This window comes from Vibrio sp. ABG19, from assembly GCF_029962385.1.
In the GTDB taxonomy this organism is placed as follows: domain Bacteria; phylum Pseudomonadota; class Gammaproteobacteria; order Enterobacterales; family Vibrionaceae; genus Vibrio; species Vibrio ostreae.
Genome location: NZ_CP071708.1, coordinates 2,984,548 through 2,999,146, shown reverse-complemented (window position 1 = coordinate 2,999,146; position 14,599 = coordinate 2,984,548). Strand labels below are relative to the sequence as shown.

Below are 14,599 nucleotides of genomic sequence, written 5' to 3'. Positions count from 1 at the left end.
ACCATGTCTGCATATTTAAAGGAATATCAATGGGCACAGCAACAACCGGAAGAATTCTGGAAGGTTCAGGCCCGGCACATCGACTGGTTTGAGTTCCCGCAAACCATTTTAAAAAAAGACAATCACGGCATTGAGCGCTGGTTCCCGGACGGCCTGCTCAATACATCCTGGCTGGCGCTGGATTATCACTGTGAGCAGGGGCGCGGCGATCAAATCGCGCTGATTTACGACTCACCGGTGACCGGCAAAAAGCAGCGCTACAGCTATTTTGCTCTGCGTGACAGTGTCGCCCGGGTGGCGGGCATGCTGGCCGAGCAGGGCGTAACCAAAGGGGACCGGGTGATCATCTATATGCCGATGATCCCGGAAGCCGCCATGGCGATGCTGGCTTGCGCGCGTCTGGGTGCGATTCATTCGGTGGTGTTTGGCGGCTTTGCCCCGAACGAGCTGGCGGTGCGGATTGAAGATGCCGAGCCGAAAGTGATCATGACCGCATCGTGCGGCGTGGAAGTGAATAAGGTGATTCCATACAAGCCAATGGTCGATCAGGCGATTATGGACAGCCGCTGGAAGCCGGAGAAAGTACTGATGTATCAGCGCAGCGAATGCCGGGCCGAGATGACCAGCGAGCGCGATCTGGAATGGAACAGCCTGATTCAGGATGCACTGCCGCACGCCTGTGTGCCGGTTCTGGCGACCGATCCTCTGTATATTCTGTACACCTCAGGCACGACCGGTAAACCAAAAGGCGTGGTACGCGATAATGGCGGTCACGCGGTGGCGATGAAGTATTCGATGAGCTGCATCTACAACATGCCGCAGGATGGCGTGTTCTGGGCAGCGTCGGATGTGGGCTGGGTGGTGGGGCATTCTTATATTGTCTATGCGCCGTTAATTCACGGTTGCACCACCATTCTGTACGAAGGTAAACCGGTACGCACGCCGGATCCGGGCGCGTTCTGGCGCGTGTGTCAGGAGTACAAGGTGAATGCGCTGTTCTCGGCTCCAACGGCTTTCCGGGCGATCAAAAAAGAAGACCCGAACGGCGAGTATCTGAAAGATTACGACTTATCCTGTCTGACGACGATTTTTATGGCCGGTGAACGTCTCGACCCGCCGACGCTGGAATGGGTTCAGGCACAGACCGATAAGCCGGTAATTGACCACTGGTGGCAGACCGAAACCGGCTGGGCCATCGCCGGTAACCCGACCGGACTGGAGCTGATGCCGGTCAAAGCCGGTTCTGCCACCAAGCCGATTCCGGGTTATCAGGTCGAGATCTTAAACGAACTGGGCGAAGTGGCGGCACCAAACGAGCAGGGTTTTGTGGCGCTGAAGCGTCCGCTGCCACCAAGCTGCCTGCCGACGGTATGGCGTAACCACGACCGGTTTGAATCCGGTTATCTGGCTCAGTTCCCCGGTTACTACGTCTCCGGTGACGGCGGTTACCTGGATGAAGAGGGCTACCTGTTCATCATGGGCCGGATTGACGATGTGATAAACGTCGCCGGGCACCGCCTCTCGACCGGTGAAATGGAAGAGATTGTCGGCGCGCACCCGGCGGTCGCCGAATGTGCGGTAGTCGGTGTGCATGATGAGCTCAAAGGGCAACTGCCACTGGGCCTGGTGGTGCTGAAAGACGGGGTGAAAGTCGACAGCCAGGCACTGGAATCCGAACTGGTGTCGAGTGTGCGCAGCCAGATTGGTGCGGTGGCCTGTTTCAAACATGCCCTGGTGGTCGAGCGCCTGCCGAAAACCCGCTCCGGTAAAATTTTACGGCGGATTATTCGTCAAATCGCGGACGGAGAAAGCTACAGTGTACCGTCGACGATTGATGACCCGGTCAGTCTGACTGAACTTGAGAAAGTTCTGCATTCATAACTGGAATAAGCGCCCGCTCTGACACCGGGCGCTTTTTATTGTGGCACTGTAACGCTGTTACCTTTGAGGACGGTTAACTTGGCTTGACCTGTTGAACCCAATAATGAATTATGTGTTTAATTTTATATGCCGGTTCGATGTTGTTGGTATCAATCAACCCCATTGCAGCGGCTTAACCGGAAATTAAACACAGGCAGAATATATGGGATTGATAATCGGACCAATAATGATTCTTTGGCTGGGCGCGCTGTTATTTACGTTACGTATGGGCTACCTCTTTCTCATCGATAAGCCTTTCTTTCCCTATGTGTGCGTGGTGATGATAGCGGCTATCCTTGGCTCGCTGCTTTACGTCGCCGGTGGTTTGTCGACATTCCGGGGGCACAATGAACTTTGGGTGTTTGAAATATCATGGTTTTTCCTTGCCAATAAGTACGCGATTGCGTTGTTTATTTTAGCGGCCATGGCGTATCTCTTTGGCAGCAATCTGTTTAGCGGCGATATATCAAGAGCGGTTATTTTTATTCTCGCTTTTTCTATTACGTCCGGAAGTCTCATCGGTAGCCTGAGCGCCAGCTCATTTATGCAAAAGTACGGTATATCCGCAACCTACTGATAATTATTCATTTACAACATCGAACAAGGAGAGTGGGTGTGGTCAGCATTCGTCTAATGGAGATTGCCGATTATGATCAGGTGATTGCCCTGTGGGCACAAACTGAGGGGATGAGTATCCGCGATGCGGACTCACGCGACAGTATCGCAAGCTACCTGGCGCGTAATCCGGGATTAAGTTTTGTCGCACAAAGCGGTGCGGACATTGTTGGCGCGGTATTGGTTGGTAGTGATGGCCGGCGCGGTTATTTGCAGCACTTAGCGGTGGCATCCCATTGTCGCGGACAAAATCTGGGGCGTGATTTGGTTGCACATTCCACCCAGGCGCTGGCGGACATCGGTATTGCTAAAACGCACCTGTTTGTGTTGAACGACAACCTCAATGCCCAGCAGTTTTATCAAAAGTTAGGCTGGTTCCCGAGAGATGAAGTGCGCATGTATTCGTTCAACAGCTCAAGCAACAGTAACGTTTAGTGCTGTGCCGTTCATTGCCATATTCACAGCCGCAAGTACGGCTTACTGCTCAAATGACGGCATTCATTAGCGTGGATAGTGTTCTGGTAACAGGCCGTGCCCCTGAATCTCCGCCAGATAGATAAGCCCGTCAATGACCCGAATCGGCGTCAGCAGGTTATCTTGGTCGCAATGGTCGAGTTCAAAAGCCAGGTACAGGCGCTCATTTTCAATCTTGATAAACAGGTTGCCTTGCGGCGCTCGTTCCTGAGTTAACGCAAAGGTGCCGATAGCGAGAAAGTGCGAGCTTTTCAGGCTGTTGGTGGCGTAGATGTCACTGTGCATTTTGTGGGCGAGGGTTAAGAAATCGAGCAGCAGGTTAATCTGGTCGTCAGAAACCGTATCCAGTGCTTTGATATGCGGCTGTTTACAGAATCGTTCTAAGTAGCTCAGCATTTGGTCGATATCGTTGTCAAATAGCATTTGGGTTTCTCTTGGGGGAAGGCGAGGGGATTTTAGCGGTATCGCTTTGATATAACAAACTTGGCGTGGTGTTTTTATTTTGGCTTCTGGCTTCTGGCTATTGGTTGTTTGTATGTCCCGCTTTTACTGTGGTGGTTATCTTGAGCTTGGTGCAAGCGGGCCAGTCACTCTTTGCTTGCGCCAAAGAGTAACCAGAAAGGCGCTTGTTTTCTTTGGCGTGGTTCAGGCCGGTTTTAGGCGTTCCCGACGCCGAAAACCTAAAAAATCGTCCTGATTTTTTGCCTTCGGGTTAGGGCTTCCCAAGCTGTTTGCTCACTTTTGTTTTATATTCTTCCATTTGTCTTTATAAATCAGTTTCTTAGTTTGTGTATTATCCATAAATTGATAGTGAAATATGTGTCTGGTTTGGTATGGTGTTTAAGGCCTATTGAGTTGTATTGAGGGATAAGATGGAGTTTGAGTTAGATCTGGCACCGACCGATGAAAGCATTACGGAAATATGTAATGGTTTAATTGAGCATAATTCACCGTTTTTAAACGGTATCACCCGTAAGAAGGTGGCATTATACGCGCAGTCGGAAGGTCAAAAGGTCGGCGGTGTGACGGCTGATATTTTTGGTCACTGGTTGCAAATCAACTATCTGTGGGTTGATCAATCGGTACGCAGTTCAGGCGTTGGCAGTCAGTTACTGAAACAACTCGAAAGCTATGCCCAGTCGAAAGGTTGTCACTCCTCAATGGTAGATACGTTCAGTTTTCAGGCTAAACCGTTTTATGAGAAAAATGGCTATGTGTGTCAGATGACACTGGATAACTGTCCTGTTGAACACTCGCGGTACTTTTTTACTAAGGTATTGGGGTAGAGTTGAGAACGGTTTCGTGTATTGCATGTCACGCTCTGATTTTTCCCTGTGCCTTGATAACTAAACTCTCTGGAGTTGAAGTTTGTCAGAATATGCTGACTAGTTTTCTTTAGAAGTAAAAATGATGAAGTCATTTTCAATAATTACACTGCTACTCCAATTGGTACTCATCGCCTGGGCGAAGTACTACGGGTACATGATGGATATGGCCTTAACAAAGCTGTCTTCAGTTTCAGAATCTGAAGTTTTAAAAGATCTGGTAATGATCAAACATTATCAGGATTTAGACAGTTATTTAGGTTTGGCGACGGGTGTGGTTTGGATCCTGTTTATCCTTGTCGCCATTTTCAAGAAAGCTCTCAATACTAAAGAGGCTCAATTGACTATTTATGTACCGATGATCGCGAGTTTGGTCGCGGGTATGTTTTAGTTTGGGGAGAGATAAAAATGAAGCCTGAGGATATCGCCAAGGCATACAATCAAATTACTCATATCTGGACGGATGGTAAGTTTGATATGAGTAACGGTATTGCACAGCACAAAAAAGCGATCAGTTTTGTTAGTGAGCGCGGACGGGCTCTGGATGTGGGTTGTGGTTGTACTTGTCGTTTCATTGAGTTGCTGGCGGGGGAAGGTTTTACTCCTTCCGGGTTGGATATTTCGCCCAAGATGCTAAGTATCGCGAGGGAAAAGCTGCCTGGTGTGCAGTTTTTTCAAGAGGATATTTGTGAGTGTGATTTAACCGAGAAATACGATTTTATCACCGCGTGGGACAGTATCTGGCATATTCCTTTATCACAACAAAAGCCGGTGCTATGTAAAATCGTCGCCAGTCTCAATCCCGGTGGTGTGTTTATCTTTTCATTCGGCGGTACAGATGAAGAGGGTTGCCATCGAGACGATTTTATGGGGCCGGAAGTCTACTATTCGTCGCTGGGCTTGAACGGTTTCTTAACTCTGTTTATGGAGCTCGGCTGTATTATCCGCCATCTGGAGTTTGATCAATATCCTCAGTTACACAGTTATCTGATTGTCGAGAAAGGCAAGTAAGGTTCCAGAGATATCGATTGTGAGTCAGGTCGTTCTGCATGTCCCGTTTTCGGCGTTTTCGATGCCGAAAGCTAAAACATCGACGTGGTTTTTGCGTTTGTGGCGAGGAGTGAAACGGTTTGCTGTGTTGTATGTCACGCTCTGACTTGGTCGATTTCTTTTAGTTGAGTGCCAGCGTGCCAGTCACTCTTTGCTTACGCCAAAGAGTAACCAGAAAGGCGCTTTGTTTCTTTGGAGTGGTTCAGGCCGGTTTTAGGCGTTCCCGACGCCGAAAACCTAAAAAATCGTCCTGATTTTTTGCCTTCGGACAGTGGTTTCAGAGCGTTATTGGTAAGTTTTTGCTTAAAAACTTAATGCGATTAACAATGTTGACTCGTTTCTTTTGGTGCTTGTTGATATTTTTTACGTAATGTTAGACTATGTATTCAGTTTACTATGGTATGATTTTAAGACATGGCGTTATTGGTTATTAAAACTGCAAGCTGCTAGTTAAAATTTTGGACAGGATATATTTGTATCACTAATGAGTTATGAATATTAAGGTACAAAGTATAGTTAATGCAATAGCAAGACACAATATAGCTAATAGATTTAGTATTATTTAGTGTAATAATTTAAAGGTGTATTATGAATGTGATTATTTTTGATAAAACTAAAGATGGTGTGATAGATAGTATTGTCGCAACAGGGAAAACGACATATAAATATGCAATTAAGAGTCTTTATCCATTAATCGATCGTTTTTCTGCTCAACGTAAAACCCAGGACAAAAAGTTTTATGCACGTTTGGAAAGAGATATTCTTGATAAATGTCTCATGCCACCTTTGACCATTGCATTTGTAGAACCTGATTTTAATAAAACGAAAACAGACGATATTGCTAGATATATCGAAGAAAATATCGAATCAGGCTATATCTTAGATGGTATTCAACGTTTAAATACCTTAAATCGAGCCAAAGATGATGATAAGTTTGACGACTCTGGTTCCCTATATTTGAATGTTATTATATCGCCTAGCGAAGATAAATTATTATATCGAATGATAACTCTTAATAATGGTCAAAAGCCAATGACACCCAGACATCAGATAGAGATTCTTACCCAAGAGTTATTTGATTTTACTGATGTTAATATTGATGTTCAAACAGAAAAGGAGCGAGGAAAGGCTATTGTTAAAGGGTCTTTTAACTTAGGTGATTTGTCTAAAGCATATCTGGCCTTTCTCACTGGTAGTGTAAATAATGACAATAACAAAATTATTGGTGAAAAGATGGATCAGATAATTGTTGGACGAATTATGGATAAACAACCTAAAGAGGAAGATATAGAATTTAAGCAAGTTATTAAGCAAATTGAAATACTTTCTGAAAACGAATCAGTTAAAAAATGGTTGAAGGTTGGTAATAACTTAATTGGTTTTTCTGTAGGGATAAAATCTTCATTTAATGATGTATCTAACTCATCTCCCGATAGGTTTTCCGAATCAATCGACTTGTTTGAAACTGCTTTTAGTGCTATTAATCCATCTAAAGTTAATTTAGGAAAGTTTAGACGTGAGCTTTCAAGAGATTTTATAGAGAACTATGCCACGTATTCTGATTTTGATGAAATGGAACTAGTAGAACATTTTATGGAGTTAACATCATAATGCCGTCGTATGAAACATTTAGCTATAAAGATAATCTGCCATTAAGAGTTTTTAATTCGTTACCTGAAAACCTTAAAATATCAGGAGACAAAGATGCTGAAATTTTGCTTATATTACGGCTTTTGTCAGGAAATGTAGAGTTATTGCATAAATACAAGAATAAAACGGTTAAAAGTCGAGTAAACTACTTTTCCAGTGATCTTTCATCGTTTAAAAATTGGAAAACAGAGTTCCCTTCTTATATTTCAGACGATATAAAATCAGATGACTTGGCATTGTTTATTAATAATACCAAATATATTAATAGAAATTTTTATAGTGTGATACTTTCTGAAATATCTCAATTTATCTTTCACAAAGATAGAAAATCTCATACATCTGCATTTATTTACATTTATAGAATTTTAGAGAAAATTTCCTATGCATTCCCTCTAATTTACACATCAAAAACACAAGATTTTCAAAAGTCATTTAATGTGCTTAAAGAGTTAATGGTCGGTGATAGTGAGAAAAAAGAGTTAGGTTTCTTTAAAGTTTTTATAAAAACTCTTTATCGGGAAGATAGTATTTCTGATACATCAGTCGATATCGAGTTTTTAGCATCTGATAATGATGTTAAAAGTCAAATGTTTAGAGAAGTGAAGAGCGTTATACCTAGTGAAGCTATTCATGGTGACACAGATGAACCTGATAAATTATCAATTAAATATTGTGAAATGGGTAGTTTCATAATAAATATTCGGAATAGGTTTTTTCATAATCTTAACGGAGGAGCTAAGAATATAGAAAGTAACAAAATAGTTGACTCAGATGAGTTGTTTTCATTTATTAATCCAGCAGCGATGTATTGGATTGCAACAGTGCTTCTAGGTGTCGTGTCATTCAGTTTGTCAGAATTTCAAAAACATCGTAGAGCTGCCGTATAATATGTTTATAGAAATAAGTGTATTTTCATTAATAATTTATCTTGACCATAGGGAGGTGGTTTCAGTGAGTTATTTGTAATGTTTTGCTTAATTACTGATGAGATTAATAATGTTGACTCGTTTCTTTTGGGATTTGTTGAGCTGTTTTGAAATCTGGTTAAATATGTGCTTGGTTTAGTATGGTTTGATAGATAGAATTTGTCATTATTCTGTGAACTCGATTGCCAAAGACCTACTTGCGTGATGTTAGATTGTGTCAGTTTTTACAAGTGGCTGATGATAGTTTTGATGGGTAATGCATGGTGTTTTATATGGTCGGGTTCTAATAGCTATTTATGTGACTTAGGGTAATATATTGAAATACAGTGTTATGTTAGGGCGAGCAGTAGATAAAATTCCATTCCAATCTTACATGTTAAGGCTCTGGAATTTTATTCGTCACCCTCAGATAGGACTAAATACATACATTCATCATCAGCAGAGAGAGTATGCTTTTTTGGATATTTTCAACGGTCTTGCTCTTCTAGCTGCAATAGTTTCCTTAATAATATTGTATGACCGATCATTTAATGAATTTAAGATAATTCTTGCATTCAACCCTTTATTTGTTGTGTGTTCATGGGTGTCGAATGCATTAGTTTTTTCTGTGGTGAGTGCAATATCTTTAACTATGATGAAGTTTTGGTTTGGCTCCTCCGTTAGCTTCAAAGATAAAGTACTAAGTCTAGTATCGAAAAAAATCAATAAGCAAGTTGAAGTCGATTTCTATAATCTACTAACCCATGGGTTTCGATGCTATGCTGCTTTTGGGTTATTGTTAGGGCTCCCCTTTGTTAAATCATTAGGTTCTATATATTTAGAAGGGCAGTCGTCACTTAGTGAGATTTTGGGTTCTTGGTATTGGCAACTATATATAGTGGTAATACTAGTTGGTGGAACTGCGTGGTTGTTTTTTTATCCGTATGTTAAGTATTGTAAGTTAACAAGAAGTTGTATTTTTAATACTGTCGTTGTGATAGCGATTGTTGCTGCTTCATTTGAACCTTTGAAATGGATGCCTTTTGACTATACCGACAGGTTCATGGATAAAGAGGCGTTATGTGAATTGTTCAAGAAAGGTGACTTCATAAAACGCATCCCAATCCATTTGCAAAATGATGCTATAAGCAAAGTGTGTACGGTTACATAACAAACGAATAAAAGGTCCAGATGTTTTCGTAAGATAGTCCAAGCTAACCGTGCACTTTAAAAGATCACAACCATAGGGCAAAAATTCAGGACGAATTTTTAGGTTTTTGGTGTAGGGAACGCCTAAAACCGGCCCGGGCAGCGCCAAAGAACAAAGCGCCTTTCTGGTTCCTCGCTCTTTGTTTATGAGGAATCAAGACAAAGAGGGACCGGCCCGCTTGCACCAAGCTTAAGATATCGAGAAAGTAAAAGCGGGACATACAAATGCACTTCAATATAAGACGGCGCGAGACACTCCCGTCAAAAGCAGATCTTAGCCACAAACCACCAAAACCCCACAATTAGCCATAAAAAGCTAAATTTGCACATTTAGCCAAAAATAGCTAAATTAACTCCAGGTGAAAAAAGGAGTGTTCGCGTGGAGTCGACCGATCAAGCCATTGCCGTGATCATCGGTGATGTCGTCAATTCAACCAAGCTCAGTTCAGAGCAGTTTGAGCAGTTGCTTAAACAAATCAAACAGATACAACAATGGATCACCGCTGGTGGCGCAGATAACGCGCACAGTATTGAGCGCGGTGATGAGTTCCAGAGTGTGGTGCGCGATATCGAGCAGGCGCTGCGCTATACCATCTTGTACCGGGTTGGGATTAAAGCGCTCGGTAAGCCGTTTGACAGCCGCATCAGTTTTGCCATTGCGGCCAAAGCGGATCTGCGTGAGGCGGTGTCTGAATCCATGGGGCAGGCGTTTGTGTTGTCCGGGCGCGGTTTGAAAGCGCTCAAAAATGACCGCCTGGTGTTTCATTCCGACAGCAGCGCACTGACTGATCAGTTCTCGCTGCTGTTTAAGTATCTCGACCGCCAGCTGAGTGAGTTAACCGCGCGCCAGTGTGAAGTGCTGCTGCCGATGCTGATTACCGAAGACGGGCTGACAGTGAGCGAACTGGCTGAACAGCTTGATATCGCCACGGCGACCGCAAGCAAATCACTCAAGGCGTCCGGCTGGACGTTGCTCAGTGAACTGAACGAACGTTTTATCAGCGAAGTCAAGGAGTACCAACGTGGCTGATTTCTTCACGGCTTGGGTGCCGTTTCTTCTGGCGCATATCCTGTGCGAATTCTATCTGCTGCCCAAGCGCTGCATAGCGGCCAAACGTGAACGCGGTTACCGCTCAGCGGCGTTATATTGGCATGCTTTGCTGCATGGATTGGTGTTGATCATTCCGGCCATGGCACACAGTTCAGACTGGTCTTTGGTTCTGAGCCTGGCCGGGCTGACTACATTCAGTCACGTGGTGATTGGCTGGATAAGATTCACCCCGCGTCATGGCGATAAGTTCGGTTACTTTGTTTTCGACCAGATGTGGCACGCCGCGCTGCTGGCAGCAATGGCTTTTTACATGACCGACAGTGTGACCCTGCAGGCGATTGTGCGCCATGAGCAGTTTGCCGATGGGGTGATGGTGTTGTTTGCTTATCTGCTGATCCTGAAACCGACGTCGGTGCTGATTGGTTTGATTCTGAGTAAGTATCCGATTGCGGTATCGGATGAAGAAGAGGGCAATGTCAGCGGACTGGTCGCGGGTGGCGAGTTGATTGGCTATTTAGAACGCTTGCTGATCCTGACCTTTACTCTGCTTGGCAGTTACGCCGCGGTTGGTTTTGTCCTGGCGGCCAAGTCGATATTCCGCTTTGGTGAACTCAATAAATCGGCTGATCGCAGCATGGCGGAATATGTTCTGATCGGCTCGTTAGTGTCGGTTGTGATCACCACGCTGGTCGGTACTTTGGTTTCTCTCGGGCTGGATGTAAAAATTAAGTGACTCTGAGTCGGGCTGTCTAAGAGCAGGGCACAGACTGTGCCCTGATCAATCAATGACGGATTAAATCTCTAAGCCCAAAGCTCTGAGTTCCCGTTGACATTGTTCGGCATTCTCAAACTGAATGGCGCTGATACCGACGGCCTGCGCGCCGCGCACGTTGTTGGGCATGTCATCGATGAACACCGTGGACTCTGCTCTCAGGCCGTTTTGCGCCAGCAGAGCGTGGTAAATGGCGGGCTGCGGCTTAAGGCAACCGACCTGAGCGGAGATGGTGGCACCGTCGAATAGCGACCAGAAGTCGTAGGTGGTTTTGAGGTAGTCGACCACTTCACGCACGTTATCGGTCAGGGCATACACGCCATAACCGGCCGCTTTGACACGCTTGATTAAATCCACCGTTCCGAACAGCAGGATCTGGGTCTGTTTGACGTAGTAAAACAGGCGTTGGCACTCAAGTTCAGATAAACCAAGGTTGAGCTGATACTGCTCTTTGGCCTCGGTTTCGGTAATGACACCGATATTGAGATCCATCCAGGTCTGCGATTTAAAGATGGAGCGCACTAAGGATTCACAAAACTTTTCTTCGCCGAAGGCGAGGCGGGCGATCTCCGGCGGTGACCAGCGCACAATCACGTTACCGACATCGAATACGACATTCTCAATAGGTTGTGGTTTCATTCCGACTCCTTATTACACCAAGATCAGTTTTAAATTAGAATGTGTGACCCGCCTTGGGATCCGGGCCATATTCGTTGTCACCGTGCATGCCTTCGCTGGCGGCAAAAAACAGCAGAACCACAACGCCAATCACAGGGATCACACTCAGTAATACCCACCAACCAGTGCGGCCGATGTCATGTAAACGGCGCACCAGCACCGCGACGCTTGGCAGCAGGATAAACAGGCTGTACAAACCGCCGATTAACGAGGTGCCTAAAAAGCGATCAATCAAACCTGCGGCAAGCGTAAACAGCAGGTTGAACAGGAAAAACATCCAATATTCTTGTCGTCGTGCCCGGCCGTTAAACACGGCGTATTTTCTGAGTACTGCGATATACCAGTCCATGCTCATTCCTCTTTGGTTGCACTTTGGTCTGCTGATCAGAGTGTGATAACCGGGCTCAAACTGCAACCCAATTATATGAAATGTAAAAATGATACCTTAAAACTCAACCTGCATTAGCCAGGTGGGCGTGGATCCAGGGCTTTAAACGCCGGGAAAATGAGCAAAATGAACCGGAAAAAATTTATATCATTCAGGGCATAATGAGCAACCTATTGATTTAAATAGTCAATAACGTCGGGCTGACAAGCTTTCTGGTAAAAACCAAGTTACTAAGGTGCTTTTTAACGGCCAATCTTATAAAATTGTGCAACGACTCCAATTATAATTGTCACAGCCATGACCACGCTTGCATTGTCTGCAGCTAAACCAGCCGATTTAGAAATTCTCAACCAATTGATGTTCGATTTGCATCATGAACATCACATCGCTTGCCCTGAGTATTTTAAGACCGCAGAAGAAGTCGAACAGGAAAAAAGTATCGCGCGTTATCTCGATAATCCTGATTGCTTGGTGTATGTCGCACGTATCAACGACGAGGTGGCCGGGTTTATTACCGGCCATTTTTGTGAGTTGACCTCTTCGGTCAGCAAGCCATTGCAGATGGGCAGTATTGATGAGCTGTATGTGAGGCCCGAGTTTCGCCAAAAGGGCGTGGCGCGTGGGTTGATGGAACGTCTTGAACAGACCTTTATCGACTACGGCGTGACAGAGATATTTGTTGAAGTCTGGGAGTTTAATAAGGAAGCGCAACTCTTTTATCAGGACGCAGGATTTACCCACCATATTCATTGGCTGAGAAAATCAGCGCGTCGCCGTTAGGTTAAGCTCTGCAAACAACAGGTTGATTAAAGTGAACAAACGATTGTCACTACTTGGCATCACTTTCATTCTTACATTGATGATGTCAATGTATTCTTATGCCGCTCCTCAGGCGCCTGCCGATCTGAAAGGCGCATTGTGTCTGGTGCGCGCCGACGATAAGGTCGTGCTTATCGATGAGCTTATTACCAAACAACTCTCTTTACCGGGCGGAACAATCACATCGGGTGAAACACCTGCTGAGGCAGCGCAGCGTGAAACCTGGGAGGAAACCGGCCTCGTCGTGTCGGTTGGCCAGTTACTTGGTTATGCAGGTAAAGCCGCGGTTTTTGATTGTGTCAGCGATTCAGACATTATTACCTATCAGTATATTAATCAGTGGGGCGGTTTTGAACTGCCGGTCTGGTATGCGCCGCACTATGGCATTGAGGTCGCACGTGCGATGTTGATTCAACCTCAGCGGGTTGATACGGGTAACTACCGTTATCCCGAAGAATGGCCTGAAATAGAAAAAATGTTTGCTTCGGCAACAGAGCAGTCAATCAATTCGGTGCCTGATTTGATCAAAGCTGCCCCCGCGATTTCCCAGTATGAGCTTGGCTGGATCAGTGCTCTGCAATACTCAATTGCGGAATTATCAGCCCCTGTTAGCCAGTTCATCTCGCGCTTGATCCTGCTTGGTGGAGCGTTCGCTTCACCGGCTTTTGGATTATTGCTGTTCCCACTCCTGTATTGGCAAAGTGGTAAGGCATTTTGCTTTAAGGCCTTCTTTTCTGTCGCAGTAACCTCGCTGATCTGCCTGATTGCGCAGCAAGGATTTGTGTTACCGCGTCCTTATGCTTATCTGCCATCGTTGCAACTGGTGGAGAGCTCCGGTTATGGCTTTCCAAGCTTACCGATTGCAGTGTGGGTCAGCTTGGGCATTTTGTGGTTGCTGGATAACGAAAAGCTGGGCTGGAATAAAAGCAGTGCTGCACTGGGCGTTTCCGCGCTTTGTCTGGCATTCTCGCTGTTCTATTCCGGCCGGGCATTCATGGTCGATATGATTGTCGGTGCGATGTTAGGTGCTCTGGTTGCCTGGCATATTGTGCGCCTTAACGAAAAGCCGAACATCAATGTCGATAAGTTGCTCAGTTCGCGCCGGGTTTGGCTGGGATTGACCGCAGTCAGTGCCGCCGTTGCTTTCTGGTGGCAAATGCCGGTATTTGGTGCCTGGTTAGTGATACTGGCGCTGCTCACTCTGATTGTGATGACGGTAATGCCGAAGATGGAGGAGATCTCCTTGCGTCAGGCATTGCTGATGAGTGTGGTTTTGCTGGCTGGTCATTACCTGGTGAACTATGCCGCGACGTTTGTTTCATCCAGCGGTATGCTTTCGCTGGTGATTGATCTGCTGCGTCAGCCGCTGCTGATTGGGCTGTTTTGTCTGATGGTGCGCACCATTAAACTCAGGCCTGCGGTAAAAGTGGCCTGAGCGCTTCACCATGATGCTCTTTGAGCTCAGACGTTCGATACCTCTCCGCAAGCCCGGTTGAGTTAACCGGGCTTTTCTGTCTGTTTTCACTTCTGTCTGTTGTCATTGTTCACTGCCTTTTCATCTGATTAGCGTGACGGTTGCGACTATGTCCCGAGTTTGTGCCTGTGTACGAAAATCTGTACTTATGGCAATGGCCAGTGCAGATAGGTGTGCTTGTTACAGGCGGGAAAATAAATCATCTAATTCAGTTACATAGGTTGGTGTTTTTTCGTTTAAATGCATTTCTTCATCGCTGCGCTGGTGAT

At 45.4% G+C, this 14,599-nt stretch carries 16 protein-coding genes; 13 read left to right on the top strand and 3 right to left on the bottom strand.

Going from position 1 to position 14,599, the window contains the following annotated elements; translation table 11 throughout:
• Positions 1-3: 3 nt before the first annotated feature.
• The 3 genes from J0X00_RS19870 to J0X00_RS19860 all read left to right on the top strand — a co-directional run bounded on the left by J0X00_RS19870 (position 4) and on the right by J0X00_RS19860 (position 2,970).
• The gene (locus J0X00_RS19870; protein ID WP_282477564.1) at positions 4-1,881 is read left to right on the top strand and encodes a propionyl-CoA synthetase; all 1,878 of its coding nucleotides are present in this window, start codon (positions 4-6) and stop codon (positions 1,879-1,881) included.
• A 226-nt stretch (positions 1,882-2,107) separates the two neighbouring features.
• A complete protein-coding gene (locus tag J0X00_RS19865) occupies positions 2,108-2,497 on the top strand; it encodes a hypothetical protein (protein ID WP_282477563.1) in 390 nt (129 codons plus the stop codon).
• A gap of 38 nt (positions 2,498-2,535) precedes the next feature.
• Positions 2,536-2,970 (top strand): GNAT family N-acetyltransferase, encoded by a 435-nt coding sequence (locus tag J0X00_RS19860; RefSeq protein ID WP_136484956.1) that lies wholly within the window; start codon positions 2,536-2,538, stop codon positions 2,968-2,970.
• Between the two features lie 66 nt (positions 2,971-3,036).
• On the opposite strand, the gene J0X00_RS19855 is transcribed toward J0X00_RS19860, so the two are convergent.
• Positions 3,037-3,432, bottom strand: coding sequence for a hypothetical protein (locus tag J0X00_RS19855; protein ID WP_136484958.1), 396 nt, complete (start codon positions 3,430-3,432; stop codon positions 3,037-3,039).
• Positions 3,433-3,881: 449 nt separating this feature from the next.
• Here J0X00_RS19855 and J0X00_RS19850 point away from each other — a divergent pair, with 449 nt between their 5' ends.
• From J0X00_RS19850 to J0X00_RS19815, 8 genes are all read left to right on the top strand, one after another.
• Complete coding sequence (locus tag J0X00_RS19850) at positions 3,882-4,295, top strand: GNAT family N-acetyltransferase (RefSeq protein ID WP_282477562.1); 414 nt, start codon at positions 3,882-3,884, stop codon at positions 4,293-4,295.
• A 121-nt stretch (positions 4,296-4,416) separates the two neighbouring features.
• Positions 4,417-4,725, top strand: coding sequence for a hypothetical protein (locus J0X00_RS19845; protein WP_282477561.1), 309 nt, complete (start codon positions 4,417-4,419; stop codon positions 4,723-4,725).
• Between the two features lie 17 nt (positions 4,726-4,742).
• Positions 4,743-5,345 carry a class I SAM-dependent methyltransferase gene (locus tag J0X00_RS19840; RefSeq protein WP_136484962.1) on the top strand — a complete coding sequence of 201 codons (603 nt, stop codon included), beginning with the start codon at positions 4,743-4,745 and terminating at the stop codon, positions 5,343-5,345.
• 627 nt (positions 5,346-5,972) lie between these two features.
• Positions 5,973-6,995 (top strand): hypothetical protein, encoded by a 1,023-nt coding sequence (locus tag J0X00_RS19835; RefSeq protein WP_282477560.1) that lies wholly within the window; start codon positions 5,973-5,975, stop codon positions 6,993-6,995.
• Entirely contained in the window at positions 6,995-7,921 is a 927-nt protein-coding gene (locus tag J0X00_RS19830; RefSeq protein WP_282477559.1) for a hypothetical protein, read from the top strand. Before J0X00_RS19835 ends, J0X00_RS19830 begins: the two co-directional genes overlap by 1 nt.
• A 355-nt stretch (positions 7,922-8,276) precedes the next feature.
• Complete coding sequence (locus J0X00_RS19825) at positions 8,277-9,110, top strand: hypothetical protein (protein ID WP_282477558.1); 834 nt, start codon at positions 8,277-8,279, stop codon at positions 9,108-9,110.
• Between the two features lie 417 nt (positions 9,111-9,527).
• Positions 9,528-10,178, top strand: a complete 651-nt coding sequence (locus J0X00_RS19820; protein WP_282477557.1) for a hypothetical protein — start codon at positions 9,528-9,530, stop codon at positions 10,176-10,178.
• Positions 10,171-10,932, top strand: a complete 762-nt coding sequence (locus J0X00_RS19815) for a DUF3307 domain-containing protein (RefSeq protein ID WP_282477556.1) — start codon at positions 10,171-10,173, stop codon at positions 10,930-10,932. The genes J0X00_RS19820 and J0X00_RS19815 overlap by 8 nt, the downstream gene beginning before the upstream one ends.
• Before the next feature lie 60 nt (positions 10,933-10,992).
• Here J0X00_RS19815 and J0X00_RS19810 read toward each other — a convergent pair whose 3' ends face one another.
• Positions 10,993-11,610 carry an HAD family phosphatase gene (locus tag J0X00_RS19810; protein ID WP_282477555.1) on the bottom strand — a complete coding sequence of 206 codons (618 nt, stop codon included), beginning with the start codon at positions 11,608-11,610 and terminating at the stop codon, positions 10,993-10,995.
• A gap of 34 nt (positions 11,611-11,644) precedes the next feature.
• Positions 11,645-11,998 carry a DUF805 domain-containing protein gene (locus J0X00_RS19805; RefSeq protein WP_282477554.1) on the bottom strand — a complete coding sequence of 118 codons (354 nt, stop codon included), beginning with the start codon at positions 11,996-11,998 and terminating at the stop codon, positions 11,645-11,647.
• Positions 11,999-12,334: 336 nt separating this feature from the next.
• On the opposite strand from J0X00_RS19805, the gene J0X00_RS19800 reads away from it, so the two are divergent.
• Both J0X00_RS19800 and J0X00_RS19795 read left to right on the top strand, forming a co-directional pair.
• Positions 12,335-12,817 (top strand): GNAT family N-acetyltransferase, encoded by a 483-nt coding sequence (locus tag J0X00_RS19800; RefSeq protein ID WP_136486336.1) that lies wholly within the window; start codon positions 12,335-12,337, stop codon positions 12,815-12,817.
• A gap of 31 nt (positions 12,818-12,848) precedes the next feature.
• Positions 12,849-14,291, top strand: coding sequence for an NUDIX domain-containing protein (locus J0X00_RS19795; RefSeq protein WP_282477553.1), 1,443 nt, complete (start codon positions 12,849-12,851; stop codon positions 14,289-14,291).
• Positions 14,292-14,599: the final 308 nt, after the last annotated feature.

What these genes read in the sequence shown, in the direction of transcription:
- J0X00_RS19870 (WP_282477564.1), top strand. Translation starts at nt 4, where the DNA reads ATGTCTGCATATTTAAAGGAATATCAATGGGCACAGCAACAACCGGAA.
- J0X00_RS19865 (WP_282477563.1), top strand. Translation starts at nt 2,108, where the DNA reads ATGATTCTTTGGCTGGGCGCGCTGTTATTTACGTTACGTATGGGCTAC.
- J0X00_RS19855 (WP_136484958.1), bottom strand. Translation starts at nt 3,432, where the DNA reads ATGCTATTTGACAACGATATCGACCAAATGCTGAGCTACTTAGAACGA.
- J0X00_RS19850 (WP_282477562.1), top strand. Translation starts at nt 3,882, where the DNA reads ATGGAGTTTGAGTTAGATCTGGCACCGACCGATGAAAGCATTACGGAA.
- J0X00_RS19845 (WP_282477561.1), top strand. Translation starts at nt 4,417, where the DNA reads ATGATGAAGTCATTTTCAATAATTACACTGCTACTCCAATTGGTACTC.
- J0X00_RS19840 (WP_136484962.1), top strand. Translation starts at nt 4,743, where the DNA reads ATGAAGCCTGAGGATATCGCCAAGGCATACAATCAAATTACTCATATC.
- J0X00_RS19835 (WP_282477560.1), top strand. Translation starts at nt 5,973, where the DNA reads ATGAATGTGATTATTTTTGATAAAACTAAAGATGGTGTGATAGATAGT.
- J0X00_RS19830 (WP_282477559.1), top strand. Translation starts at nt 6,995, where the DNA reads ATGCCGTCGTATGAAACATTTAGCTATAAAGATAATCTGCCATTAAGA.
- J0X00_RS19810 (WP_282477555.1), bottom strand. Translation starts at nt 11,610, where the DNA reads ATGAAACCACAACCTATTGAGAATGTCGTATTCGATGTCGGTAACGTG.
- J0X00_RS19805 (WP_282477554.1), bottom strand. Translation starts at nt 11,998, where the DNA reads ATGGACTGGTATATCGCAGTACTCAGAAAATACGCCGTGTTTAACGGC.
- J0X00_RS19800 (WP_136486336.1), top strand. Translation starts at nt 12,335, where the DNA reads ATGACCACGCTTGCATTGTCTGCAGCTAAACCAGCCGATTTAGAAATT.